The 22381-nt window shown below is 70.1% G+C and carries 27 protein-coding genes and 1 tRNA gene; 4 read left to right on the top strand and 24 right to left on the bottom strand.

The window, feature by feature from the left end:
• Positions 1-71 precede the first annotated feature (71 nt).
• The 5 genes from thrC to ABD198_RS27625 form a co-directional block, all read right to left on the bottom strand.
• Entirely contained in the window at positions 72-1130 is a 1059-nt protein-coding gene (gene thrC, locus ABD198_RS27645; protein WP_344006930.1) for a threonine synthase, read from the bottom strand.
• A 6-nt stretch (positions 1131-1136) separates the two neighbouring features.
• Positions 1137-2429: a homoserine dehydrogenase gene (locus ABD198_RS27640; RefSeq protein ID WP_344006928.1), complete on the bottom strand. Its 1293-nt coding sequence runs from the start codon at positions 2427-2429 to the stop codon at positions 1137-1139.
• 194 nt (positions 2430-2623) lie between these two features.
• Positions 2624-4015, bottom strand: a complete 1392-nt coding sequence (gene lysA / locus ABD198_RS27635; protein WP_344006926.1) for a diaminopimelate decarboxylase — start codon at positions 4013-4015, stop codon at positions 2624-2626.
• 17 nt (positions 4016-4032) lie between these two features.
• A complete protein-coding gene (gene nrtL / locus ABD198_RS27630) occupies positions 4033-5127 on the bottom strand; it encodes an ArgS-related anticodon-binding protein NrtL (protein WP_344006924.1) in 1095 nt (364 codons plus the stop codon).
• Between the two features lie 161 nt (positions 5128-5288).
• Positions 5289-5777 (bottom strand): response regulator, encoded by a 489-nt coding sequence (locus ABD198_RS27625; RefSeq protein ID WP_344006922.1) that lies wholly within the window; start codon positions 5775-5777, stop codon positions 5289-5291.
• A 180-nt stretch (positions 5778-5957) separates the two neighbouring features.
• On the opposite strand from ABD198_RS27625, the gene ABD198_RS27620 reads away from it, so the two are divergent.
• Positions 5958-6029, top strand: a tRNA-Arg gene (locus tag ABD198_RS27620).
• 140 nt (positions 6030-6169) lie between these two features.
• Here the strand turns inward: ABD198_RS27620 and ABD198_RS27615 are convergent.
• From ABD198_RS27615 to ABD198_RS27585, 7 genes are all read right to left on the bottom strand, one after another.
• Positions 6170-7654, bottom strand: a complete 1485-nt coding sequence (locus tag ABD198_RS27615; protein WP_344006920.1) for a tyrosine-type recombinase/integrase — start codon at positions 7652-7654, stop codon at positions 6170-6172.
• Complete coding sequence (locus ABD198_RS27610; protein ID WP_344006932.1) at positions 7651-7821, bottom strand: helix-turn-helix transcriptional regulator; 171 nt, start codon at positions 7819-7821, stop codon at positions 7651-7653. Before ABD198_RS27610 ends, ABD198_RS27615 begins: the two co-directional genes overlap by 4 nt.
• 133 nt (positions 7822-7954) lie before the next feature.
• Positions 7955-8986, bottom strand: coding sequence for an AAA family ATPase (locus tag ABD198_RS27605; RefSeq protein ID WP_344006918.1), 1032 nt, complete (start codon positions 8984-8986; stop codon positions 7955-7957).
• A complete protein-coding gene (locus tag ABD198_RS27600; protein ID WP_344006916.1) occupies positions 8983-9870 on the bottom strand; it encodes a bifunctional DNA primase/polymerase in 888 nt (295 codons plus the stop codon). The genes ABD198_RS27605 and ABD198_RS27600 overlap by 4 nt, the downstream gene beginning before the upstream one ends.
• 86 nt (positions 9871-9956) lie before the next feature.
• Positions 9957-10442 (bottom strand): single-stranded DNA-binding protein, encoded by a 486-nt coding sequence (locus tag ABD198_RS27595; protein ID WP_344006914.1) that lies wholly within the window; start codon positions 10440-10442, stop codon positions 9957-9959.
• A 5-nt stretch (positions 10443-10447) separates the two neighbouring features.
• The gene (locus ABD198_RS27590) at positions 10448-10630 is read right to left on the bottom strand and encodes a hypothetical protein (protein WP_344006912.1); all 183 of its coding nucleotides are present in this window, start codon (positions 10628-10630) and stop codon (positions 10448-10450) included.
• A 16-nt stretch (positions 10631-10646) separates the two neighbouring features.
• Positions 10647-10775, bottom strand: a complete 129-nt coding sequence (locus tag ABD198_RS27585) for a hypothetical protein (RefSeq protein WP_344006910.1) — start codon at positions 10773-10775, stop codon at positions 10647-10649.
• On the opposite strand from ABD198_RS27585, the gene ABD198_RS27580 reads away from it, so the two are divergent.
• Entirely contained in the window at positions 10774-11157 is a 384-nt protein-coding gene (locus tag ABD198_RS27580) for a hypothetical protein (protein WP_344006908.1), read from the top strand. The genes ABD198_RS27585 and ABD198_RS27580 overlap by 2 nt on opposite strands.
• Before the next feature lie 3 nt (positions 11158-11160).
• Here the strand turns inward: ABD198_RS27580 and ABD198_RS27575 are convergent, their stop codons facing one another.
• The 10 genes from ABD198_RS27575 to ABD198_RS27530 all read right to left on the bottom strand — a co-directional run bounded on the left by ABD198_RS27575 (position 11161) and on the right by ABD198_RS27530 (position 18733).
• Positions 11161-11637, bottom strand: a complete 477-nt coding sequence (locus tag ABD198_RS27575) for a hypothetical protein (protein WP_344006906.1) — start codon at positions 11635-11637, stop codon at positions 11161-11163.
• A gap of 14 nt (positions 11638-11651) precedes the next feature.
• On the bottom strand, positions 11652-11846 hold the full coding sequence (locus ABD198_RS27570) for a hypothetical protein (protein WP_344006904.1): 195 nt from the start codon (positions 11844-11846) through the stop codon (positions 11652-11654).
• Positions 11843-12118 carry a hypothetical protein gene (locus tag ABD198_RS27565; RefSeq protein ID WP_344006902.1) on the bottom strand — a complete coding sequence of 92 codons (276 nt, stop codon included), beginning with the start codon at positions 12116-12118 and terminating at the stop codon, positions 11843-11845. The genes ABD198_RS27570 and ABD198_RS27565 overlap by 4 nt, the downstream gene beginning before the upstream one ends.
• 141 nt (positions 12119-12259) lie before the next feature.
• A complete protein-coding gene (locus ABD198_RS27560) occupies positions 12260-14485 on the bottom strand; it encodes a cell division protein FtsK (RefSeq protein WP_344006900.1) in 2226 nt (741 codons plus the stop codon).
• A gap of 139 nt (positions 14486-14624) precedes the next feature.
• A complete protein-coding gene (locus tag ABD198_RS27555; RefSeq protein WP_344006898.1) occupies positions 14625-16112 on the bottom strand; it encodes a DNA cytosine methyltransferase in 1488 nt (495 codons plus the stop codon).
• An 18-nt stretch (positions 16113-16130) separates the two neighbouring features.
• The gene (locus ABD198_RS27550) at positions 16131-16460 is read right to left on the bottom strand and encodes a hypothetical protein (RefSeq protein WP_344006896.1); all 330 of its coding nucleotides are present in this window, start codon (positions 16458-16460) and stop codon (positions 16131-16133) included.
• Entirely contained in the window at positions 16457-17107 is a 651-nt protein-coding gene (locus ABD198_RS27545) for a GGDEF domain-containing protein (protein WP_344006894.1), read from the bottom strand. Before ABD198_RS27545 ends, ABD198_RS27550 begins: the two co-directional genes overlap by 4 nt.
• The gene (locus tag ABD198_RS27540; protein ID WP_344006892.1) at positions 17104-18135 is read right to left on the bottom strand and encodes a DUF2637 domain-containing protein; all 1032 of its coding nucleotides are present in this window, start codon (positions 18133-18135) and stop codon (positions 17104-17106) included. The genes ABD198_RS27545 and ABD198_RS27540 overlap by 4 nt, the downstream gene beginning before the upstream one ends.
• A complete protein-coding gene (locus ABD198_RS27535) occupies positions 18132-18443 on the bottom strand; it encodes a hypothetical protein (RefSeq protein ID WP_344006890.1) in 312 nt (103 codons plus the stop codon). Before ABD198_RS27535 ends, ABD198_RS27540 begins: the two co-directional genes overlap by 4 nt.
• A complete protein-coding gene (locus ABD198_RS27530; RefSeq protein ID WP_344006888.1) occupies positions 18440-18733 on the bottom strand; it encodes a hypothetical protein in 294 nt (97 codons plus the stop codon). The genes ABD198_RS27535 and ABD198_RS27530 overlap by 4 nt, the downstream gene beginning before the upstream one ends.
• Positions 18734-19223: 490 nt before the next feature.
• On the opposite strand from ABD198_RS27530, the gene ABD198_RS27525 reads away from it, so the two are divergent.
• Both ABD198_RS27525 and ABD198_RS27520 read left to right on the top strand, forming a co-directional pair.
• On the top strand, positions 19224-19991 hold the full coding sequence (locus tag ABD198_RS27525) for a helix-turn-helix domain-containing protein (RefSeq protein WP_344006886.1): 768 nt from the start codon (positions 19224-19226) through the stop codon (positions 19989-19991).
• The gene (locus tag ABD198_RS27520) at positions 19991-20464 is read left to right on the top strand and encodes an NUDIX domain-containing protein (protein WP_344006884.1); all 474 of its coding nucleotides are present in this window, start codon (positions 19991-19993) and stop codon (positions 20462-20464) included. Before ABD198_RS27525 ends, ABD198_RS27520 begins: the two co-directional genes overlap by 1 nt.
• Here the strand turns inward: ABD198_RS27520 and ABD198_RS27515 are convergent.
• Together ABD198_RS27515 and ABD198_RS27510 are read right to left on the bottom strand one after the other, a co-directional pair.
• Positions 20452-21021, bottom strand: coding sequence for an HD domain-containing protein (locus tag ABD198_RS27515; RefSeq protein ID WP_344006881.1), 570 nt, complete (start codon positions 21019-21021; stop codon positions 20452-20454). The two genes, ABD198_RS27520 and ABD198_RS27515, sit on opposite strands and share 13 nt — an antisense overlap.
• A gap of 11 nt (positions 21022-21032) precedes the next feature.
• Complete coding sequence (locus ABD198_RS27510; RefSeq protein ID WP_344006879.1) at positions 21033-21479, bottom strand: GntR family transcriptional regulator; 447 nt, start codon at positions 21477-21479, stop codon at positions 21033-21035.
• Positions 21480-22381 lie beyond the last annotated feature (902 nt).

The following is a 22381-nucleotide window of genomic DNA, read 5'->3' as shown; positions in this document are numbered from 1 at the left end:
GGCAACCGACGACAACGCCGCAGATGCGCGTGCCAGACCCCGCGCCCGCGGGCTGATCCAAACGACAGGCCCTAGACCAGCCCGAGCCGCTCGGCCGCCGTGGCGGCGTCCACCGGGACGGTGACCGGCTGCGGGGCGCCGGCGACGGCCCAGTCGGGGTCCTTCAGGCCGTTGCCGGTGACGGTGCACACGATGCGCTGGCCCGGGTCGACCTTGCCCTGCTCGGCGGCCTTCAGCAGACCGGCGACCGACGCGGCGGAGGCGGGCTCCACGAAGACGCCCTCCTGCGAGGCCAACAGCCGGTAGGCCCGCAGGATCTCACGGTCCGTCACCTCGTCGATCAGACCGCCCGACTCGTCGCGCGCGGCGAGCGCGTACTGCCAGGAGGCGGGGTTGCCGATGCGAATGGCGGTGGCGATGGTCGAGGGGTCCTTGACGATCTCGCCGCGCACGATCGGCGCCGAACCGGAGGCCTGGAAGCCCCACATGCGCGGGGTGCGGGTGGCAGGGCCGTCGGCGGCGTACTCGCGGTACCCCTTCCAGTAGGCGGTGATGTTGCCCGCGTTGCCCACCGGCAGGACGTGGATGTCGGGGGCGTCGCCCAGCATGTCCACGATCTCGAAGGAGGCGGTCTTCTGCCCCTCGATACGCACCGGATTGACCGAATTGACCAGCGCCACGGGGTAGTTCTCGCTCAGCGCGCGAGCCAGCGTGAGGCAGTCGTCGAAGTTGCCGTCGACCTGGAGGATCTTCGCCCCGTGCACCAGGGCCTGGCCCATCTTGCCGAGGGCGATCTTGCCCTGCGGCACCAGCACCGCAGACACCATCTGGGCGCGCACCGCGTACGCGGCGGCGCTCGCCGAGGTGTTGCCGGTGGAGGCGCAGATGACGGCCTTCGCGCCCTCCTCCTTGGCCTTGGAGATGGCCATGGTCATGCCGCGGTCCTTGAAGGACCCGGTCGGGTTGGCGCCCTCGACCTTGAGGTGGACCTCGCAGCCGGTGCGCTCGGAGAGCACCTGCGCGGGCACGAGCGGCGTGCCGCCCTCGCGGAGCGTGACGACCGGCGTGGTGTCGGATACCGGCAGCCGGTCCCGGTACTCCTCGATGATTCCGCGCCACTGGTGGGTCATTGCTGGCTACTCTCCTTCAACCCGCATGATGCTGGCGACACCGCGCACGGTGTCGAGCTTGCGCAGCGCCTCGACGGTGCCGCCGAGGGCCGCGTCGGACGCACGGTGGGTGACGACGACGAGGGAGGCCTCCCCGTCCTTGCCCTGCTGGCGCACCGTGTCGATCGAGACACCGTGCTCCGCGAACACGGTCGCGACCTGGGCGAGCACGCCCGGTTTGTCGGCCACGTCCAGGCTGATGTGGTACCGCGTGACGACCTCGCCCATCGGCGAGACGGGCAGCGCGGCGTAGGCGGACTCGCCGGGTCCGGTCGCCCCGGCGAGCCGGTTGCGGCACACCGCGACGAGGTCGCCGAGCACCGCGGAGGCGGTGGGCGCACCGCCCGCGCCGGGGCCGTAGAACATCAGCTGCCCGGAGGCGTCGGACTCGACGAAGACGGCGTTGTACGCGCCGCGCACCGAGGCCAGCGGGTGGCTGAGCGGGATCATCGCGGGGTGCACGCGCGCGGTGACGGACGCGCCGTCCTCGGCCCGCTCGCAGATGGCGAGCAGCTTGATGGTGCAGCCCATCTCCTTCGCGGACGCGAAGTCGGCGGTGGTCACCTCGGTCATGCCCTCGCGGTAGACGTCGTCGAGCCGCACCCGGGTGTGGAAGGCGATGCCGGCGAGGATGGCGGCCTTGGCGGCGGCGTCGAAGCCCTCGACGTCGGCGGTGGGGTCGGCCTCGGCGTAGCCCAGCGCGGTGGCCTCGTCGAGGGCCTCCTGGTAGCCGGCCCCCGTGGTGTCCATCTTGTCGAGGATGAAGTTCGTCGTGCCGTTGACGATGCCGAGGACGCGGTTGACCTTGTCACCGGCGAGGGACTCGCGCAGCGGCCGGATCAGCGGGATGGCACCGGCCACGGCGGCCTCGTAGTAGAGGTCCCGGCCGTGCTCCTCGGCCGCGGCGTGCAGCGCGGCACCGTCCTGGGCGAGCAGGGCCTTGTTGGCGGAGACGACGGAGGCGCCGTGCTCGAAGGCGGTGGTGATCAGGCTGCGGGCGGGCTCGATCCCGCCGATGACCTCGACGACGACGTCCAGGTCGCCGCGTTTGACCAGCGCGGTCGCGTCGGTGGTGATCAGCTCCGCGGGGATGCCCTCGCGCACCTTGTCCGGCCGCCGTACGGCCACCCCGGCGAGCTCCACCGGGGCGCCGATGCGGGCGGCGAGGTCGTCGGCGTGCGTCGTCATGATGCGCGCCACCTCTGAGCCGACCACTCCACAGCCCAGCAGCGCCACCTTCAGCGGACGCGTACGCATCATCCGACCTCGTTTCCTGATTACCGTCTCGGTTGCACCAGTCTCACTCACCGGACGGGACTTTCTGCCCTTCGTCCGGATCGTGAGACATGTATTTCATTTTCACAGCCTCGAAGACCGCAGATCTTTTACCAAGATCCTTCACCGCGGCCCTCGCCGACCCTGTTCTGTTTTCTGGCCGCTATGTTTCCCGGCCGCTATCCGACGTCCAGCCGGAGAAGATCCTCCTCCGTCTCCCGCCGGACGATCACGCGCGCCTCGCCGTCCTTCACCGCGACGACGGGCGGACGCAGCACATGGTTGTAGTTGCTGGCCATCGACCGGCAGTACGCCCCCGTCGCCGGTACGGCGATGAGGTCACCCGGCGCCAGATCGGCCGGCAGGAAGGCGTCCCGCACCACGATGTCACCGCTCTCGCAGTGCTTGCCGACCACCCGGCTGAGCATCGGCCCCGCGTCCGAGGTGCGGGAGGCCAGCGCCACGCTGTACTCGGCGTCGTACAGCGCGGTACGGATGTTGTCCGACATGCCGCCGTCGACCGACACATACGTGCGCAGCCCGTCCAGCGGCTTGATCGTCCCGACCTCGTACAGCGTGAACGCGGTCGGCCCGACGACGGCCCGCCCCGGCTCCACCGAGATCCGGGGGGTGCGCAGCTTCGCGGTCTCACACTCACGGGTGACGATCTCGGTGAGCGCCTTGGCGATCTCGTGCGGCTCACGGGGGTCGTCGTCGCTGGTGTACGCGATGCCGAGCCCGCCGCCGAGGTCGATCTCGGGCAGTTCGACCCCGTGCTCGTCCCGGATGTCCTTCAGCAGCCCCACGACCCGGTGGGCCGCCACCTCGAAGCCGGACATGTCGAAGATCTGCGACCCGATGTGGCTGTGGATCCCGATCAGCTCCAGCCCCTCCAGCTGCAGTGCCCGCCGCACCGCCTCGGCGGCCTGCCCGTCCGCCAGCGGAATGCCGAACTTCTGGTCCTCGTGTGCGGTCGCGATGAACTCGTGGGTGTGCGCCTCCACACCGACCGTGACCCGGATCTGCACCCGCTGCCGCTTGCCCAGCGACTGCGCGATGTGCGCCACCCGCGCGATCTCCAGGAACGAGTCGAGCACGATCCGCCCCACACCGGCCCGGATGGCCCGCTCGATCTCGTCGGCGGACTTGTTGTTGCCGTGGAAGGCGATCCGCTCGGCGGGCATCCCGGCGGACAGCGCGGTGGTCAGCTCACCGCCGGAGCAGACGTCGAGGTTCAGCCCCTCCTCGTTCAGCCACCGCACCACGGCGCGGGAGAGGAACGCCTTGCCGGCGTAGAACACATCGGCGTCGTTGCCGAAGGCGGTGCGCCAGGCCCGTGCCCGGGCCCGGAAGTCGGTCTCGTCGAGGATGTAGGCCGGGGTGCCGAACTCCTCGGCCAGCCGCTTGACGTCGATACCGCCGACGGTGAGGACACCGTCGGCGTTGCGGGTGACGGTCTGCGCCCACACCTTCGCGTCGAGGGCGTTCAGATCGGCGGGGGGCGCGAGGTAGTGCCCCTCGGGGAGGACGTCGGCGTGACGGGGCCCGGCGGGGTGTGCGGAACGGCTCATGACGGGTCTTGGGCTTCCTAGAGATGGTCGGGTGCGTCGATGCCGAGCAGGGACAGGCCGCCGGCCAGCACCGTCCCGGCGGCTTCGGCGAGGGCCAGCCGGGCACGGTGGGCGGCCGAGGGTTTCTCCGCACCGAGGGGCAGGACGGTGGGCAGCAGCGGCTGCAGGGCATCGGCGACGGTGACGAGATGCCGGGCGAGTCGGTCGGGCGCACGCCGGTCGGCGGCGGCCCGCAGGATGCGGGGGTGGTCGCCGAGGACGGCGAGCAGCTCCGGTGCCGCCGGGTCCGTCACCGGTCCCGGCTCGGGCCGGAACCCCAGGTCGGCGGCGTTGCGCAGCAGGGCCCGGGTACGGGCGTGCGCGTAACGGACACGGAAGAGGGGGTTGCCCTCGCGCTGGCTCAGATGCTCGGCGGTGAGAGGGGGGCGGTCGTGCGGCGCCGGGTACAGCAGCGCCCAGCGGCCGGCGTCCCGGCCGAGGGGGAGGGGGTCGCCGGGGGCGGGGACGGGGCGGATGGGGAGGGTGTGGACCTGGGGGGTGGTGGGAGTAGCAGGTTCATTGCGCTCTTCGGTGCTTTCGAGGCGAAGGCCGAGCACGTCCACCCAGTCGGGCCGTTCGGGCCGAAGGCCGCCGCTTCCGTTCCCGCTCTCGCCCTCGGCACGGACGACAGCACCCTGGGACCGCAGAATCCGGGCCAGGACGTCGACGTACGTGACGGCACGGACCTCGTCCGGCGCCCTGAGCCGGAAGACCTGCCCCGCGAAGGCGTCGCTGTGCCCGTAACGCACACCGGCCCGCAGAATCTCTTCGACCAGGGCGGCCGTGGCGTCGTCCGGCAGGCTGATGTTGAGAAACCCGGGCCCGGTGACGACGACGTCGGCGACGGCACCGGTGCGCAGCAAATGCGACCGCAGTACTTCCGCCACCCGCAGCGGCGGCTGTCCGGCAGGCTTGGCCAGCTGGAGGGCGATGCTGGTGGCGTAGTCCCCGCACCCTCCCGGCCCCGGCGGCCCGACCTGAGCACGCTCGGGAACGGCCACCCTCAGTTCCCCCTCGTCGACAGCACAGCGCACCGCGCGCAGCACGGTGCGGGAGAGCTCGACGGGGGTCACGGGACAAGCGTAGGCGAGGAGGGGGGCGGGTATGCGAGCCGGTTTGGGCGGGGTCCCGAGATGTGGACGCTCTCAGCGCCGGATGCGGACTGTCTGGAGCGCCGGGTATGCGACGTAGACGTGACGTAGTCGTACGTGACGTAGTCGTATGGGGGAGGTTCTCACGCCCCGGAGTGCCCGGCGGCCGTCTCGCTCTCCCCGACGACGTCCCCGTCGCCGGTGACGGGGATGCGCGGCCCCCTCCTGATCCGGGCCCCATCCCGCCCCGGCGCCGGCCGCCCGCTCAGCAGCTGCCGCACGAGCCGCACCAGCTCACCGGGCTCGAACGGCTTGGGCAGGAAGGCGTCGACCCCCACGTCGAGCCCGTTCTCCACCTCGTGCCGGCTGCAGGCACTGATGATGGCGAGCGGCAGGTGGCGGGTGAGCGGATCTTCCCTCAGCCGTGCGGCGGTGCGCAGCCCGTCGAGTCTCGGCATGACCACGTCGAGCGTCACGGCGTCGGGCCGTACCCGATGCACCACTTCAAGACACTCGGCACCGTCGGCCGCGGTCACGACCTCGATGCCCTCCAGCTCGAGGTTGACCCTGATCAACTGCCGGATGACCTTGTTGTCGTCCACAACAAGCACCCGGCCCGATGCGCCTGGCACAACTCGAGAGTAGGTCCGCACCGGCCACCGCGTCCGGGTTTTCCCGACTTCCACCCCGCACGAGCGACACGGGGCCCACGAGGTGGACCCGGGCAGGGCTTCTGGTGGGAAACCGGTTCATGACCACCCCCCGGGAACTGGTAGTGTTCTACCCGTCGCCGCGATCACCGCGACCGACACGCCCCCGTAGCTCAGGGGATAGAGCAACGGCCTCCGGAGCCGTGTGCGCAGGTTCGAATCCTGCCGGGGGCACTCGCCGGTCAGAAGGTTGAAACGAGACCTGACCAGGGCGGATGTCGACAGAAGAGGGCGGGAGTCAGTCTCACTGACTCCCGCCCTTTCTCACTCTCTCTCACTGGTTGTGCGTGAGGAGTGCGTGATCCACGCGCGGCTCACTCGGCACCCGACGGCCCCCAACCCATGGTCTTTTCGATCTTCCTGTTGTTCTCCTCCTCGCTGTTGTCGACCAGACCCGCGTAGTGGCGGTCGATGACCTCCGGGGAGGTGCCGGCGCGTCGCGCCACCTCCGCCACGGGGAGGCCGGAGCGGAGCCAGTCCGTGATGCAGGTCGCGCGCCCGTCGTACGGCTTCCGAGCGAGCGGCGATGCGACCTTGTGCGGCGGGAACGCGAGGGGGCGAGCCTCCTGCCAGACGCGCCAGTAGCTGGACGTGCCCACCAGTCCGCCCCGCTCGTTCTGGAACAACCGACCATCGGCTGCGGTACCGAACTCCTTCACGTGCTCTCGGAGCATCGCCACAAGGACGGGCGGAATCGGCACCGGACGGTCCGCCTCGGGGTCCCGCATCTTCAGCCCTCGCTTGTCGTGCCGTTCGCCGGTGTCCGTCCACTTCTTGCCCGACACGGGGCGCGTCTCCCGAAGGGTGAGCACCCCCCAACCCTTCTCCGGCAGATAGCAGTCATCGAGTCGTAGCCCCACGACCTCCGCCGGGCGCATCGCGGCGTACAGGATGCAGCCGAAGAATGCGACCAGCCGTCTCCCCCGGTTCCTGTGCACCGATCCGACGTAGGAGACGGCGGTAAGGAACTCCCGCCCCTGTACGGCGTTCATGAGAACCCGTGGATCGATCGAGCCCCTGGCGGCAGTAGCGGGCCGTTCAATGTTGGTGATCGGGTTCTCGTCCAGGTAGCCCTTTTGCACCGCGTACGCCATGGCCGCGTTGAAGCAGCGCCGCCGCCGCTTGTAGGTGTCTTTGGCGGCCAACTTCCCGTCAAGTCGATAGGCAAGTCGGTAGTGCACGTCTTCGGCGATGCCGGACTCCTTAAGCGCTGAGAGTGGGAGGGAGTTCTCCGCTAGCCACGCGCAGACCTTTTCCAGGTCCGGCGGAGGTTCCTCACTCTCGTGAGCCGGTACGACGGACCACCTCACGGCACGTCTCACTGCCTGGAGTTCCGGTGCACCCGCCGCGTCCTTCAGCATTCCGAGGGCCGCAGCGGCGAGGCTGTCGGCAAAACCCTCTCGCGTCTTTGCCGCGGCGGTACGCCAACGGCGCTTCATGAACTCGCGCGAGAATTCCCACCAGGTTGGATCTGCTTTCGCCTGAGCCTTTGCGACTGCCGCCGCTTCAGCCTGTCGCACTTCCGACTCAGGCAGGCCCGATTCCACATCGAAAGCCTCACCCCTCCGCATTGCTTGCCACAGTTCGGATCGGCGACTCTCGGCGAGTGCGGAGGTAGGAAAGGATGCGTAACGCCGTTTACCGGCAACGATCCAACGGAGTTGGTACGGAGCCGATTTGCTGGACACCTTACTGACCTTCCAGACACGGACGTCGGTCGAGAAGGTTCGTTCTTCGCTCCCGTCGGGGCGCTCACTGTTGTGAGCGCCCCCGGGCGCACTGTTCGTGCGATTGCTCACGCGGTCTCCTCCAGCGTGGCAATCCAGCGGTCCAACTCGGAACGGCGAATGCGAACAGAGCCGTTCGGAAGCTTGATTGCCTTCGGCCCTTTCCTCAGTTGGCGCCAACGGTGGAAGGTCGACAGAGGAACTCCGATTTCCTCGATGACTTCGGAGATGGTGAGCATTTCGTCACGCGCCACGTTCCACTCCCTTCCCGGATTCGTTGGCGTGGCGAGGGCCGGACAGTCGGACACTGCGGGTCTGGGGGTGTCCGGCCCGTCCGTGCAGGTCAGGCAGGGTGATCGGACAGTCGGACACCTAGGACACCTCCGGGGGCGAGGTGTCCGGGTAGTAGCGACCCCCGGCCCCCTTCGTAAGCTGTCCCGCCTCCGCCATGCGGGAGCAGTAGCGGCGGACAGTGTCCGCGTCGATGTCCGGCAGCGCGGCCACGATGTCCCGCGGCCGGACGCCGGGGTTCTCCCGGACGTACCGGAGGATGGCCGCGCGGGTGTCGCCGATGGTGTGGTCGCTGGCCGGGCCGTCGAGCATCTGCCAGGCGCCGGAGGCGGCTTGGAACTTCAGGGCGTACTCGGCTTCGTCGACGTCGCGGCCGGTGACGTGCAGGATGCCGTCCGCCTGCCCGCGCGCCCGCTTCAGCACGAGCGTGGCGTCCGCGGCTCCGGCGATGCCGTTGGTGCCGGAGACCTCCGTCAGGAAGTCGTCCGAGCCTGCCTTGCGGACGTGGTGCACGAGCACCACGGCGATGCCGTAGTGATCGGCGATCCGCTTGGCGTAGCCGACGGCGACGTAGTCCGCGTCGTACTGCGAGACGCCCTGCGGGGCGGGGCCACGCATCTTGGCGAACACGTCGATGACGACCATGCGGGCGTCCGGGTTGCGGTCCAGCCACCCGGCGATGGCCTCGCTGCCGCCCTGAGGGAAGGGCGGACACTCGGTGACCAGGGTCAGCCCGGCCGGGGCCGCCTGCCCGCCAAGGATCTTGCCCATGCGGGTCTGGAGACGGCGCGGCGTGTCCTCCAGGGCGAGGTAGAGGACCGGGCCGCCTTGGACGGGCACGGAGTCGAAGGCGTGCCCGCCGGCCGCGACAGCGAGCGCGATCCCGAGGGAGAGCCAGGACTTGCCCACCTTGGGCGGTCCGGCGAGCAGGTTGACGCCCTCGGCGAGGATGCCGGGCACGGCCCACTTCGGCTCCGGGAAGTGGGCGGCCATGAGCTGATCGGCGGTCCACGCGGTGCGGGGACGCTCCCGCTTGACCGGTGCCTCGGGGGCCGCGCCGGGGTCCGTGGGGACGGAGTACAGGTGGAGTGGGGGGATGGGGTTGGCGCTCATGCCGCGACGCTCCGGGGGCGGTTGGCTCCGGCCCGCAGGCCGGAAGCGATGGTGCGGTGTGCCTCGCGCTCGCCCTGGCCGACGCTGAGCGCGGCCTCGGTGAGCTTCTCGGTCACCTCGTAGGCGTCCAGCTCTCCCCCGGCAACGAGCTGTCCCAGCGCCACGGCGGCGATGTACAGCGCGTTGTTGTGCTGGTGTTCGCCGGAGGTGGTGACGCGGGTCAACTCGGCGTTGAGCGCGGCGGTGAGGAACTTGCCGCGCCGGTCGCGCGTGGTCAGCGGGACCGTAACCGGCTTCTGCGGGGGCAGCGGGGCCGGGCGAAGCAGCTCGGCGAGCCAACCGGGCAGCGGCGCCACAAGGCTGCGGTAGGCAGTCGTGTACCGCCCGGTCAGGGCGACGCTGCCCGCGGCGACGACGTAGCCGCCGCCTGCCCGGGTGTCGATCTTCCAGCCGAGCTTGCCCTGTGTGTTGCGCAGTTCCTCGCCCTCGGGTGCGGCGAAGTACAGGTGAAGCCCGCCGCGACCGGTACGCACGGTGTGCGTGTCGGCCGGGAACGGCTGGCCGTGGCGCTCGCACAGGACGGCGAGCACGTCGGCCCCGTCGGTCACGCCGGACTCGGCCCACGCGGCCGGCGGGGTGTCATCGGTGTCCTTGGGGGTGTCCAGGTCGACGACGACCAAGCGGGAGGGGCCGGTGGCGATGCCGATGTTGTACGGGGCGTGCGTCCAGCACCGGGTGATGCGCTTCGCGTCGGTGGTGGCGCGGTTCTCCCAGTCGCGGACAGCGGGGCGCTTGTCGCCGGGGATGAGGGGGAAGACGTGCCAGCCCCGCGACGCTGCGTCAAGTGCAGCGGCGAGCTGTGCAGGGCCGTCCAGGTAGGGCATTCTGGGGGTCTCCTGTTCTGTCGAAGGGACACGGAGAACCGGGGCGGCTGCGGTCTTGTGGTGAGAGGCAGCCGCCCCGGGCGTGTCTAGAACGGCGGCTCGTCACCGGCCAGCGGCGTGCCCCATCCACCCGTGGCCGGGCCGGTCGCGGCGGGGGCGCCCGTGTTCCACGCGTCGCGGGCCGGGGCGGGCGCGCTGCCGTTGCGCTGGACGCGGGTGACCTTGGCCGTGGCGAAGCGCAGCGAGGGGCCGATGTCGTCGACCTCCAGGGCGAGCATGGAGCGGTTCTCCCCCTGGTCCGTCTGCCAGTTGTGCTGGCGCAGGCGGCCGGTGACGACGACACGCGCGCCCTTGGTCAGGCTCTCGGCGACGTGCTCGGCGAGGTCGCGCCACGCGGTGCAGCGCAGGAACATCGCGGTGCCGTCCTGCCACTGGCCGGTGGTTTTGTCGTAGCTGCGCGGTGTCGAGGCGACGGTGAACTTGGCCATGGCCGCGCCACTTGGGGTGTAGCGCAGTTCGGGGTCCTCGGTGAGGTTGCCGATGACGGTGAGCGGGGTCTCTCCCACGGACATGTGGATCACTCGCTTTCGGTGGTCTTGGCGGTGTCGGGGGTGCGGTGGTCGGCGGTGACGTACAGCCGGGTGCGTCGGCCGTCGCGGGTCGGGTACTGGCGTGCCGGGCCGGTGGCGAACGCGGCGGCCAGCGCGGCGCTGACGCGGTCGGCGTCGTCCGGGTCGCAGATGACGCGGATCTCGAACACGGCTCTCCTGGCGGGATCAGAACGGGGGTTCGTTGCTGTAGCCGTCGGGGGCCCACGGGTCGCTGCCGGTGTCGCGCCGGCGCAGAGCGCCAAGGATGCGCGGCGGCGAGTCGACCACTCGCCGGATGGGGATGGGTTGCGTCATGCTGGAAGGTCTCCAGTTCTTTGTGACAGTGCTGGATGGTCAGGGCGGCCCGGTCTTTGGCGAGGTGGGGCCGCCCTTGGCTCAGCGAGCCGTGGGGACGGTTGCGCTTTTCTCGGGGGCGAGTGGCATGACGGAACAAGTGAAAGAGCCCGGTGACGTTTCGGCAGGGCCGGGGGAACGTCGTTGGACGCGGCACGTGTCTGAGATTGGCGTGCGCGTGCTGGGTTTCGCGGGGATGGGTGCGCTCGTGAGCCTGCTGCCAGGGCAGAGCTGGGCGTCGGTGCTGTGGACCGTGTCGCCGCTTCTGATCGCTCAAGTGATCGCCTGGTTTCTCTGGGACCAGCACGCGGCCACGCGCCCGAGGAAGCGGCGCCGCCGGTGAACGTCAGCCGTGGAAGTGGTTGCGCTTGATGACGGCCTTGCGGATGTGGACAGTGCTGCCGCGCCGACCGTCGGTGATGGCACGGACAGGCATGCGCCACGCAAGCACGGCGAGGGCGATCCACATCGCGGCGCCGGAGGTGAATCCGGCGACGGCGTTGATGACCTCGCCGACGCCCCAGCCGACGCCGGCCGCGAGGGCGCCTCCGCCGATCCCGGCGCCGACGAAGCGCTGAGCGATCGGGTCCAGCAGCGGTAGCGGGGTCAGGTCTCGCGGCTCCGGCATGGGTATGGGCGGCGGGGCGAGGTGCTTGGGCATGGGGACCATGCGGCCGTAGGCGTCGGGCACCCACACCACGGGGCCGCGGTCGGCGGCCAGTTCGACGGCGGCCGGGGCGGGGGCGTACAGCTCCAGCGATGCCGGGTCGTACGCGGCAGCGGTCACGGTGTCCGGCCGCACGACGGGGACGTGTTCGTTCACGACTCGGTCTCCTGTCACTTGCCGAGCTGGGCGATGGCGTCGGCGGACGCCTGCACGAGGTTGTGGATGGGCTCGTAGGCGCCGGTTCCGGCGCTGAAGAAGCCGAACAGGAACAGCACCAGGGCGGCGCCGCCACCGGCCGACTTGGTCTTGACGGCGAACGCGGACGCGGCGCCGAACAGCAGCACGGCGGAGATATTGAGGATCATCGGAAGCCTTCCGGGCGAGGGGTGTCGGTTCCGGCGCGGTAGATGCGCGCCCAGCGGTTGTAGAGCCAGCGGCCGACGCGGATGCGCTTGCCGGTGGCCTTGCAGCGGCGGCAGTCCTTGCCCCGCTTGAGCCGTCCCTTGCGGTCGGTCTTGAGTTCGTGGCCCATGCCGCGGCACTTGCGGCAGTCGCCGAACGGCGAGGCCGCACACAGTCCGCCGTAACCGAGCGTGACGACGAACAGGCAGGCGATAGCAAGGAGGATGGGGGTCACCGGGGGCCCTCCGGGCGGGTTCTCAGGGGTTTCCGCAGGTGGGCCGCTATCCGCTAGCGGCCTGATCAAAGGCGATTTGGGGCGCTAGCGGGGCCGCTAACGTTAGCGGGGCGTGCCGCTATCGTTAGCGGCCCCGAAGGCTCAGCCCGCGTCCCGCTTTCCGTTACGCTCCGCAACTACGGAGGTGATGTGGGAGCGGTCGATGCCGCGCCGGTTGACGACCTTGCCGTCCACGCGGCGGCCCACCTGGATGGTGGAGACGCCGTGCGGCTTCAGGGCGGCGGCGAGCCCGTCGGGGTCCCATCCGCCGTAGACCTCCGGCCGCAGCTCGGCGAGCCGGGCCACGACCGTCTCGGACCACACCTTGGCCTCGCTGGCGGGGACGACGGCGAGGATGTCGGCGAGCAGGTCGTGGGACGGCCCGGTCACCGTCTCCGGGGCTTCCCCGAGCGCGTGGCCGGAGAGCAGTCCAGCCTTCTCGCGCGCCTTGCGGGCGCGCGCGGCGATCGCTTCGGCGCCGGGGGCGTCGACGTAGACGGAGGCGACGATACGGGCGTCGGCGCCCTCGCCGACGAAGTAGTGAATGCCCTTGTCACCCCAGGCGAACATGGTGGCGCGCACCCCGCGCTTGTACTGCGAGGTGCCCAGCACCATGTCGTTCTCGGTCTGGCCCATGACCTTGAGGCACCACCGGGCGGAAGCGTTCGCGCTGATGCCGGTGGGCAGCGACTTGGCGTCCGGGCGCTGCGTGGCCAGCAGGACCACGATGCCGGTCGCAGGTCCCCGCTTGACCAGGTCGGTGGCGATCTCCTCGAACTCCTTGCCGTGGTCGGGGTGCTCGAACAGCACCTGGCACTCGTCCACCCCGACCACGATCGGGTGCAGTCCGAGCGACCGCTTGTCGGCGAGCTGGCTGGTCACCTTGGACTCGGGGCAGATGTCCCGCGGCAGGGACCGGATCACCTTGGTGCGGCGGCGCAGTTCCTCGCGCAGGGCGCGGAAGTCGGCGAGCGCGTAGGCGATCGACTCGTCGTCGTCGCCGGCGGCGTGCCGGTGGGAGACGGCGTTGCCGACCGGGTCCAGGTCGCCGGTGCCCTTCATGTCGTAGGTGTGCAGCTCCGCGCGTGGGTCGAGGGCGGCAATGAGCAGCAGCAGACGCAGCAGGAACGTCTTGCCCATGCGCGGGATGGCGCCGATGACGCCCGCGATGTACATCAGCGTGACCTCGACCCAGCGTCCGCGCTGGTCGGTGCCGTAGGCGACCGGCTTGAACAGATCCACCGTGCCCGACTTGACCAGCGGCCATGCGGGCTTCTTGGCCTTGTTCATGTCCTGATCGCCCACCCACAGCACCAGGTGCCCGGTGTGCTCGTCCGGCACGGCCTCCGGCCACACGCAGCCCAGCGGGCGGCGCAGACCCGAGGCGAGGCGTTCGCGCCGCTCGATGATGTCCGTGACCGTCACGCCGTACGGCAGGTTGCCCTCGGCCCGCCAGCCGGGGCCGTCCCGGGTGATCGGGGCGGTGAACTCGAACCCGTCCCGTCCCTTGGCCTGAGCCTGGCTGATGGCGGAGATACCGAGCGAACCGAGCGCGCGCAGGACGATGTCCGAGGTGAGCTTGGTCGCCTTGGGCAGTTCCACCGCCCGGTGGATGACCGGCTCATCCGCGCGGCGGCCGGCTGCTCCGAGGGCGAGCACCACCGCGCTCACCGAGACCGCCTGAAGCCAGTCGGGGGCGAGCACGTAGATGGCCAGGGCCAGACCGAACCCGACGAACATCCCCAGCACGGTGACCAGGGTCCGCAGCCGTACCCGGCCGTCGCGCTGCCGCGACAGCTTCAGGTACTCCGCGGCGTCCTCGCGGCGCACGGCGGCGAGGCGGACCGGTTCGCCCTCGCGGTCGGCCACCCACCGCATCGTGCCCCCGACGAACCGGGCCGCGCCGGTCGGGGCCTGAAGGGTGAGCCGGGCAGCGTACACCGGGGCACGCAGCGCGTGGTACCCGGCCACGTGGGCGTAGTGGCGAGCGACCCACGCCGACGCCGTCCGCAGCTCGGCGAGCGAGCGCAGCCACGCCGGCAGCACCGGGCGGCGCTGCGCGGCGGCGAGCCGACCGAGGTAGCCCGGCCCGGCCGCCTTCAGCGTCGGCGAGTCGACCATTACGGCCGTGGTCGGGTCGGCCGACTCCGTGCCCGACTCGCCGGGGCGGGAGTGGGCCGACCGGTCGGCGCCCGGTCGGGCTGTCGGGTCGGGCGACTCGGATCGGGCCGACCGGGCCTTGTTCAGGTCGACCACCTCGCCGCCGGAGTCGGCGGCCATCTCGGCTTCCAGTCGGTTGAACAGTTCGTCGTCGTCGGGATGCTTCACTGAGGGTTCCTTCTCTCTGGGAGGGATGCCGGGCCCGGCCGCGTGCTGTGGAAGGTGGGCGGCCGGGCCTGTATTGCGATGGTCAGCGCCGTATGAGGGCACCAGGGACCGGAATCCGGTCCCTGGATCGCTCTTCGATTCAGGCGGCGTGGGCGGCGGTGCGGGCGAGGGCGGCGGCGACGCGGTCGCCGATCCACTGGGCGACGTTGCAGGACACGGCGTTTCCGGCCTGCATGGTCTGTTCGCCCTTGTTGCCGTGGACGATGTAGTCCGCCGGGAAGCGCTGGGCGAGGAGCTGTTCGCGCGGCTGGATCATCCGGTAGTGGCAGTCCTCCAGCTCCGGCGCCGGACCGAGCAGGGCGGCGGAGTCCTTCGTGCCGAGCGTGTGGAGCGGCTGGCCGGCCGACTTGGCGGCGGCGTTGCGGTACGGGATGACCAGCCAGTGGTGACGCCCCTGCCCGGTCACGGTGTCGACCGGTTCGCCGACCGGGCGGGCGGTGGCGTTGCGGCGCAGGGTGACGATGAAGGAGTCGTCCGCCTGCGGCGGAGTCAGCAGCGCCTCGAACCCCTTCGGGTTGGCCAGCCGGGTACGCATCGGCTCACCCGCGTGGGTCGGCTGCCTGTTCCACGTGCCGCCCGTCGGCACCAGCACCGCATCCCCGATCTTGACCGTGCGGGCGGCGAGCGGCGCGGCGTCGGCGGGGACGGCCCGGCCGTCGTGCCCGCTGTGGTTGACGGTGAGCACCATCCGCCGACTACCGAGCAGGTCCAGGCCGGCGCGGATGCGCTTGACCGTGTTCGCTGCCAGCGGGCGCAGCCCGTGGGCGGGCCGGTCGCCGATACGCACCCCGAGGTTGGACCAGTCGATGATGCTCGCGGCCGGGCGCACGTACGGCTCCACGATCGTGTGACGGCAGGCGGCGTTGGGGCAGCGGTAGTCGTACTGCTGCTTGTACTTGCCCACCCGGCGGCCGTTGCGCCACGTCTGCACCGCGTGCACGTCCTCAGCGCACTCCGCACACCAGGCCAGTGGCGCGGGCTTGAGGTCCGGGACGGGGACGTCGTGGCGGGTGAAGACGACGTAGATCCGGTCCCGCCACTGCGGTGCGGGCGGGTTGAACGCGTCGCCGACGTGAGCGGAGGAGACGGAGACGATCTGGGAGTGGTAGCCGAGGGTTTCCATCCCCTTGCGCCACCAGTCGAACAGCTCCCAGTCCACGACGAACTCCAGCACGTTCTCACACAGCACGGCCGCGTAGCGGTGCACCTCGGTCGCGCGGATGACGTCGTAGGCGGTCGCCCGGGTGCGCTCCCACCCGGCGTCCTCCACCCGGCCGTACTCCTCCAGCTCGAAGGCGAGCTGGCCGTGCGTGCGGCGCCTGCCGCCGGCCGGAGAGATCTCCGTGCAGATCGGCGAGGCCCACAGGATGTCCGTCTTGGGCAGGCGCCGCATGTCGTAGTTGTTGATGTCGGCGCACAGGTGGTCTGCATCGCGGTGGTTGGCGGCGTGGGTCTCCACGGCGCGCTTCCAGTGGTTCGCCGCCAGGCGCAGTTCGAGCCCGGCGGCGACCAGGCCGGTGGAAGAGCCGCCCGCGCCGCAGAACAGATCGGTGAACGTCAGGCTCACGCCTGAACTCCTTCCAGGTCAGAGGTCGAACAGGCCGGGCGCGTCGTCGACGGGCGCCGCGCTGCGGGCACGGCGGGCGGCGGCGGTGTGGCACTCCGGGCACCAGGCCCGCAGCTCCCCCACCGGCAGCGCGACCGCCTTGGCGTGCGGGGTGAGCGGGTCGGCGGGCGCGGCCATCAGGCGGATGCGGTGGCCGTGCTTGCTGGTGTAGGCGTCGTGCTCGCGCGGGCAGCGGCCATCGGTCTTGGCGTGGTCGTTGCCGCAACTCCCGGTGCACTGGCAGCGGTAGCCCGCCGCCTCCATCACCGGGCGCCAGACGTCGACCGCGGCGAGCGGCTGCGACTTCATGCCGCCACCCCCACGACCGGGGCGTCCGTGCGGGCGCCGGTACGGCCGGCGCGGCGCCCGGCGAGGGTGGCGAACAGCCGCCCCAGACCGGCCCGGCGGGCGCCCGTGCGGGCCTGCTTCGCGGCGTACATCGCCTCATCCGCCCGCCGCAGCAACGCGGACAGGTCGTCACCGGGAAAGTCCGCAGCGCGCACCCAGCCCAGGGAGACCGTGGTGCGCACGGCCGGGTCCTGTCCGTCGACCGGGCGGCCCAGCACACCGTGCAGCACGGCGAGCATGTCGGCGGCGGTGCCGTGGTCGTCGATGAGCACGGCGGCGAACTCATCACCCCCGAGCCGCCCGGCAACCCCCGAGCGGCCGACGTGGTGGGCCAGGCGGTCGGCGGTCGCCTTCAGCAGCGCGTCACCGGCCGCGTGCCCGTAGGTGTCGTTGATCTGCTTGAACTTGTCGACGTCGGCGAGCACCACGACCGCGCGGGGGTCCTTCAGCAGGATCTGAGCGCGGCGGGTGAAGCCGTCGCGGGTGCGCAGCCCGGTGAGCGGGTCGCGGCGGGCGGTGTTCAGGCAGCGGGTGAGCCAGCGCACGTGCACCGCCCACCCGGCGGCCAGCGGCAGCACCGCGAGCAGGACCGTGACCAGGGTGTTCATGCCGCCGCCCCCTCACTGCCGTCCTCGGCCGGCTCGGCGTCGGCTGCGGGCGCCTCGACAGGGCGCAGGGTGCGGCCGTCGGCCCGCTCGGCGAGCAGGGCGTCACGCACCTGCCGCGCGGGACCGGAGCCGCAGTGCAGCGTCTTGCGCAGCGCCTCGGCGTTGATCGCGTCGTCCTTCCAGTCGGCCGTGGCCGTGCGCGCCTCGGCGAGCAGATCGGCCACCGAGCGCGGCGCAGGCTTGGCCTTACTCCTGGCGGTCCGCTTGCGCGGCGGCTTGGGTGCCTCGCTCTTCAGCTCCTGCGGGACCGGGTCAGGCTCCGGCTCCGGCTCCGTGGCGTCGGCGACGTTCGCGGCGGCCGGGGCCAGTTCACCCAACCGCAGCAACACGCGCTCACGCCGTGGCGTCTTCCTGCGCCAGCTGCGGCCGTAGCGCTCGCGCAGGTCCGCGCGGGCCAACAGCCGCTCCCGCTCCAACGCGAGCGCGGCCGTGTAGGAGGTGACCTCCCACAGCGTCATCCGCCGCCACAGCGCAAACGTCGACAGCGGCGCCAGCAGCCAGCGGGAGAACCGGATCTTCTCCATACGGCGGCCGGTCACCGCGCCGATGCGCACGGCGTAGACGTGCGCGCCGATCTCGGAGAACACCACCCACAGCAGCGGCATCGTGCCGTGCGCGACCTTCGCCCACAGCGTGTGGCCGGCGGCGACGTTCAGCCCACAGGTGACCAGGGTCAGTGCCCAGGGCACGAACCGGACCCATGCCAACGCCATGTCCAGCCGGATCAGCAGCAGGTTGGCCACGGTGAACACCGGAATGGCCACGTCGATACCGATCGGCAGCATCCACGGCTCGCCGAACCCCCACCGCGCGGCAGCGGCGGAGACGGCGTCGAAGGAGGAGATGAGACCGAGCGCGCCGACCCCGGCCGCGGCAGCAGCGCCGATCCCGGCAAGGCCGGTCTCCGGGCGCGTGAGCGGCGGTACCGCCGGGCGTTCGGCGCTCTGTGCCGTCGCGATGGTGGTCATTCCGCCACCCCCTTGCGGCGGTTCTCGGCGCGGCTGAACTGGCTCGGCTGCGTGCGCGGCGCGTCCTCGTACCAGGCGAACGGGGGGAGGGTGTCCGCGGCCGTGAAGACCCGGATGGCGGCGCCTGCCGGGGCGTCGGGCAGGGGGTAGACCCTGCCGCCCTCCAGTGAGGCCAGCAGCCGGGCAGCGTGGTGCTGGCAGCCGTCCGCCCCGGCGTTGTGGGCGTCCAGCACGGTCACGACCGCCGGACCCTCGCAGGGCGTCGGGTCGTCGGGGTGAGCGGCCGGGCAACGAGGGGTGCAGGTCATGCCGCCGCTCCCTTCCGGGACGGCCGGCGGCGCCCGGTCGGGCGGGCCAGCGGGACGACGTTGAACAGCTCCGGGGCGTGCGCCTCGATCACCTCGGCGACGACGCGAGTCACGTCGTCCGGGAGACCGGGGTTGTCGGCGAGGATGTCGCGCGCAGCGTCCAGCCGGGCCGCGCGCTCTTCCTCGCTCTCGCCCTCCACCCCGAGCCACAGCTCAGGCGGTGTGCCCAGGGCCAGTTCGATGAAGTCGTTCACGGAGACGGCCTGATGACCGCCGATGTAGGCACGCATAGCAGCGCTCCTGTATCGAAGGGACATGGGAAGTGCGACGGACGGAGCGACCGTGGTCGTGACGTGGTGAGAGACGGTCGCCCCGCAGTGCCCCGGAGCGGATTCGATCCGCCACCGTCGCGGCTGGCCGGGGCCGCGGCGCCGAAGCGCCGCAAAGGCTTGGTTGCGCTGTACCTCACACGGGGGTCGGACCCGTGTGGCCGCCTACTTGGCCGAGGAGAGGCGGCGTGATCCCCATGGAGTTGTCAATGCGCAGCCGCTCCGGCAGTGCCGGGCGAGAGGTACATGTAGCACCTGTTCCTCATCTTGCAGAGAGAGGTTCGCTCCGTCAAGCCCTTCGGCTTCATGGAGGTCGGTGAGCCCCTCGCGCTCGATGCACCATCAGATTCGCCCTGGCGAGGGCGACACTCGACTTCGCACCTGTACGACTCGGGTCCGTCTTGGCTAGCGTGAAGTCGTACCAAGTCGTCCCGCACAGGCGGAGGTTGATGTGGCGAACGAACGACTGCGCGCCGCCATCGTGGACTTGGGCCTGACCCTGGACGAAGTGGCGGAACGGCTCGGCGTCGCCTCGAAGACGGTCGAACGCTGGATCAACGACCCCGACCGCAAGCCGTACCGGCGCTTCCAGTACGCGACCGCCTCGCTCCTGAAGTGCGAGGTGTCCTACCTGTGGCCGGACGAACGCACGTCAGCCGACGTCACGGCCTCCGGCAATGCTGAGCTGGTCAGGCTCTACCCGCACCGTTCGGTGGTGCCGCAGACGCTTTGGACGGACGTCTACGCCAAGGCGATGCGACGATTCGACGTGCTCGTCTACTCGGGGTTCTGGCTGACGGAAGACGCGACGTTTCACAGGATCGTGAAGGAGAAGTCAGCGGACGGCGTGCCCATCCGGTTCATGCTCGGCGAGCCGACGTCGCCGGCGGTGGCAGTGCGCGGAGAAGACGAGGGAATCGGTTCTGCCATGGCAGGGAAGATCCGAAACGCCCTCATCAACTACGGTCCGCTCTTCGGTCTTCCCGGTGTGGAATTCCGTCTCCACAGCACGACCCTCTACAACTCCATCTACCGGGCGGATGACGAGATGCTGGCGAACGGTCACATCTACGGCGTCGGGGCCTACATGGCCCCGGTACTGCATCTGCAACGAGTTCCAGGCGGCGAACTCTTTGACGCATATGCCGAAAGCGTTGAACGCGTCTGGGAAGCCGCCCGACCGATCTCCTCACCTGCCGACTGGGAAGGCGCGCACTAATGGGCCGTATCGACTACTTCCGTGACCCGAACGCACCGAAGGCCAATTCCGTGGTCCCCTCGGTGACGGCAATCGTCCGCGACGACTCGGGGCGGCTACTCCTCATCCACAAGACCGACAACGACTTGTGGGCCTTGCCCGGCGGGGGCCACGACATCGGGGAACGGATCGGTGACACGGTCGTCCGTGAGGTGTTCGAGGAAACGGGCATCCAGGTTGAGGTCGACAGCATCGTCGGCCTCTACACGGACCCCGAGCACGTCATGGCGTACGACGACGGCGAGGTCCGACAGCAGTTCTCCATCTGCTTCCGCGCCCACCCTGTCGGCGGTTCTCTCCGCATCAGCAGCGAATCAAAAGAGGTCCGCTGGGTTGACCCAGCGGACCTTGACGGCCTCGAAATTCACCCGTCCATGATGCTGCGTATCAGGCATGGCCTCGACACTTCGCGGGCCGAACCCTACATCGGCTGACCGCTGGCCGACACCTGGGCCAAGCGTTCTTCGACACGCTGTGCGGCAGCGTGAATCTCCGGGGCTGCGCGCTGAATGAATCGACCGACGATCGTATCCGGGCCGTATCGCTGCGCGATTTCGTCAAGCCGATCGGCCGGGGTTGTCTGTTCCCCGTCCGGCGTGGTCGTCATGTCGCAGTAGAGGAGTGCGTCAACGAGATGGGGGCGCTCCAGGCTGAATTCCCCCTCCAGCTCATGCCTCAGTCCGCGTTCCTCAGCTTCGAGAAGAGCGCAGGAGTGATGGGCAACGAGGCGGACGACTCGGTCGTCCGCCTTTTCGTGATCGCGGAGGAACCGTGCTCCGTCGAGCGGGTGGAATCCCGTAACCGCGATGGCCGGCGCGTAGCCGATGTCGTGCAGAACAGCGGCGGCTTCCAACAGCTCGGCGTCATGCACCAGGATCGGGCTCAGAGAGCGAGCGCGCTTGGCCACGCCCAAGGAATGCGCCCACCGGCGAGGGAGCGGGTCGGACAGCAACGATTCGGAGAGCGCATACGCCCACTCAGTGAGTTCCATGGTGGCCAAGGCTACGGCCGGACGGCTCGGCTCGGGAGGGCGCGCACGGTGCGCCCCTTGCCATGGACGGTGTCGAGCAAGCCGTTTCCCTCCATCTGTGCCAAGACGCGGCGTACAGCCGTACGGGAAGCGCCGAACCGCTCGCAGAGCTGCGCTTCCGAGGGGTATGGGTCCCCCACAGACAGAGACTCCTCGATGATCAGGTCGCTCATCCGCTCGGCGAGCGAGCGACGGTCGCCACCCCGCACGATGCGCCAGCCGACCCCGGGAGCGGACTGCACCAGGCCCTCAGCTTCGAGCACCTTCAGCGCTCGGCGGATCGTGTTGCGGGAGACGTCGTGCTCACGCATCAGGTCAGCCTCGGACGGCAGCGCCTCGCCGGACTCATCCGCGTCAATCCGCTGCCGCAGCTTCTCAGAGATGACCAGGTAGGTACCGCGGGGACTGGCCTCCGGCACTTCGGCTCCTCTCGCTGTCTCCTCTTGCTCGCTGCCAAGAGTGCCACGCGGTCGGCAGCACCTCGCATGGCAATTAGTGTCCCATGTGTCCGACTGTCCGGTTAGAGCGCTGACCTGCACAAATTCCCCGGACACCCCATGGAGGCGACTGTCCGACTGTCCGGGTTCCGAGGCTGAAACACTGGGGGTGTTCCAGCCTGCCAACAACGGTGGAGCGCGAGTCGCTGGTGATCACTCAGCTTGATCGAAACTGCGCCGTGCGTGAGCAGTGCGTGAGACCCGAGATCACGCGATCTTGAGAGGACGTCTACGCAGGTCAGCGGCACATTCGCACATGTCTTGCGCGTGCTCTCCGGAGCCGTGTGCGCAGGTTCGAATCCTGCCGGGGGCACCATCTATCAGGTGCCCTAGGACCCCGTCACCAGCGGAGACGCTGAGAACGGGGTCTTCGCGTATGTGCATCCAGATGTAGATCACCTCGGTGAGCATCGCCCCAGCGGCCTTCCGCAAGAGACGGAAGCGAATGCCGTTGCACCCCGCGCATTACTTGACGTCGTTCTGTACAGCTGGAGTGTCCGCTCGACCATCTCGTCGCGAGTACAGACATGTGCGCCTGAGTTTTCTCGGGGCACAGGCCAGGGAGGCCTTGGAGCAGTTCATCAAGCTCGCCGTCCTCGGACGTGCAGTGACGCGGTGAAGGGCCAGCCATCTGCAGGTCCACAAGTGACCTGACCAGGCCGGTGGGTATCCACGGAACCGTGGTCACACGCCCTCCTCCCCAGCCCTTTCATGATCTGGTCGTTCATTTCCTGCTCTGCCCGTCGACGCAGGGCGATTGCAAAGTCGCGGTGACGTCGTGAGTGTGCAGGTCACGGCGGTGTGACGATATCGGAAGGCCCGCG

The sequence above is a fragment of the Streptomyces thermocarboxydovorans genome (genome assembly GCF_039524635.1).
Lineage (GTDB): Bacteria > Actinomycetota > Actinomycetes > Streptomycetales > Streptomycetaceae > Streptomyces > Streptomyces thermocarboxydovorans.
This window is presented reverse-complemented; position numbering and strand designations above follow the sequence as displayed.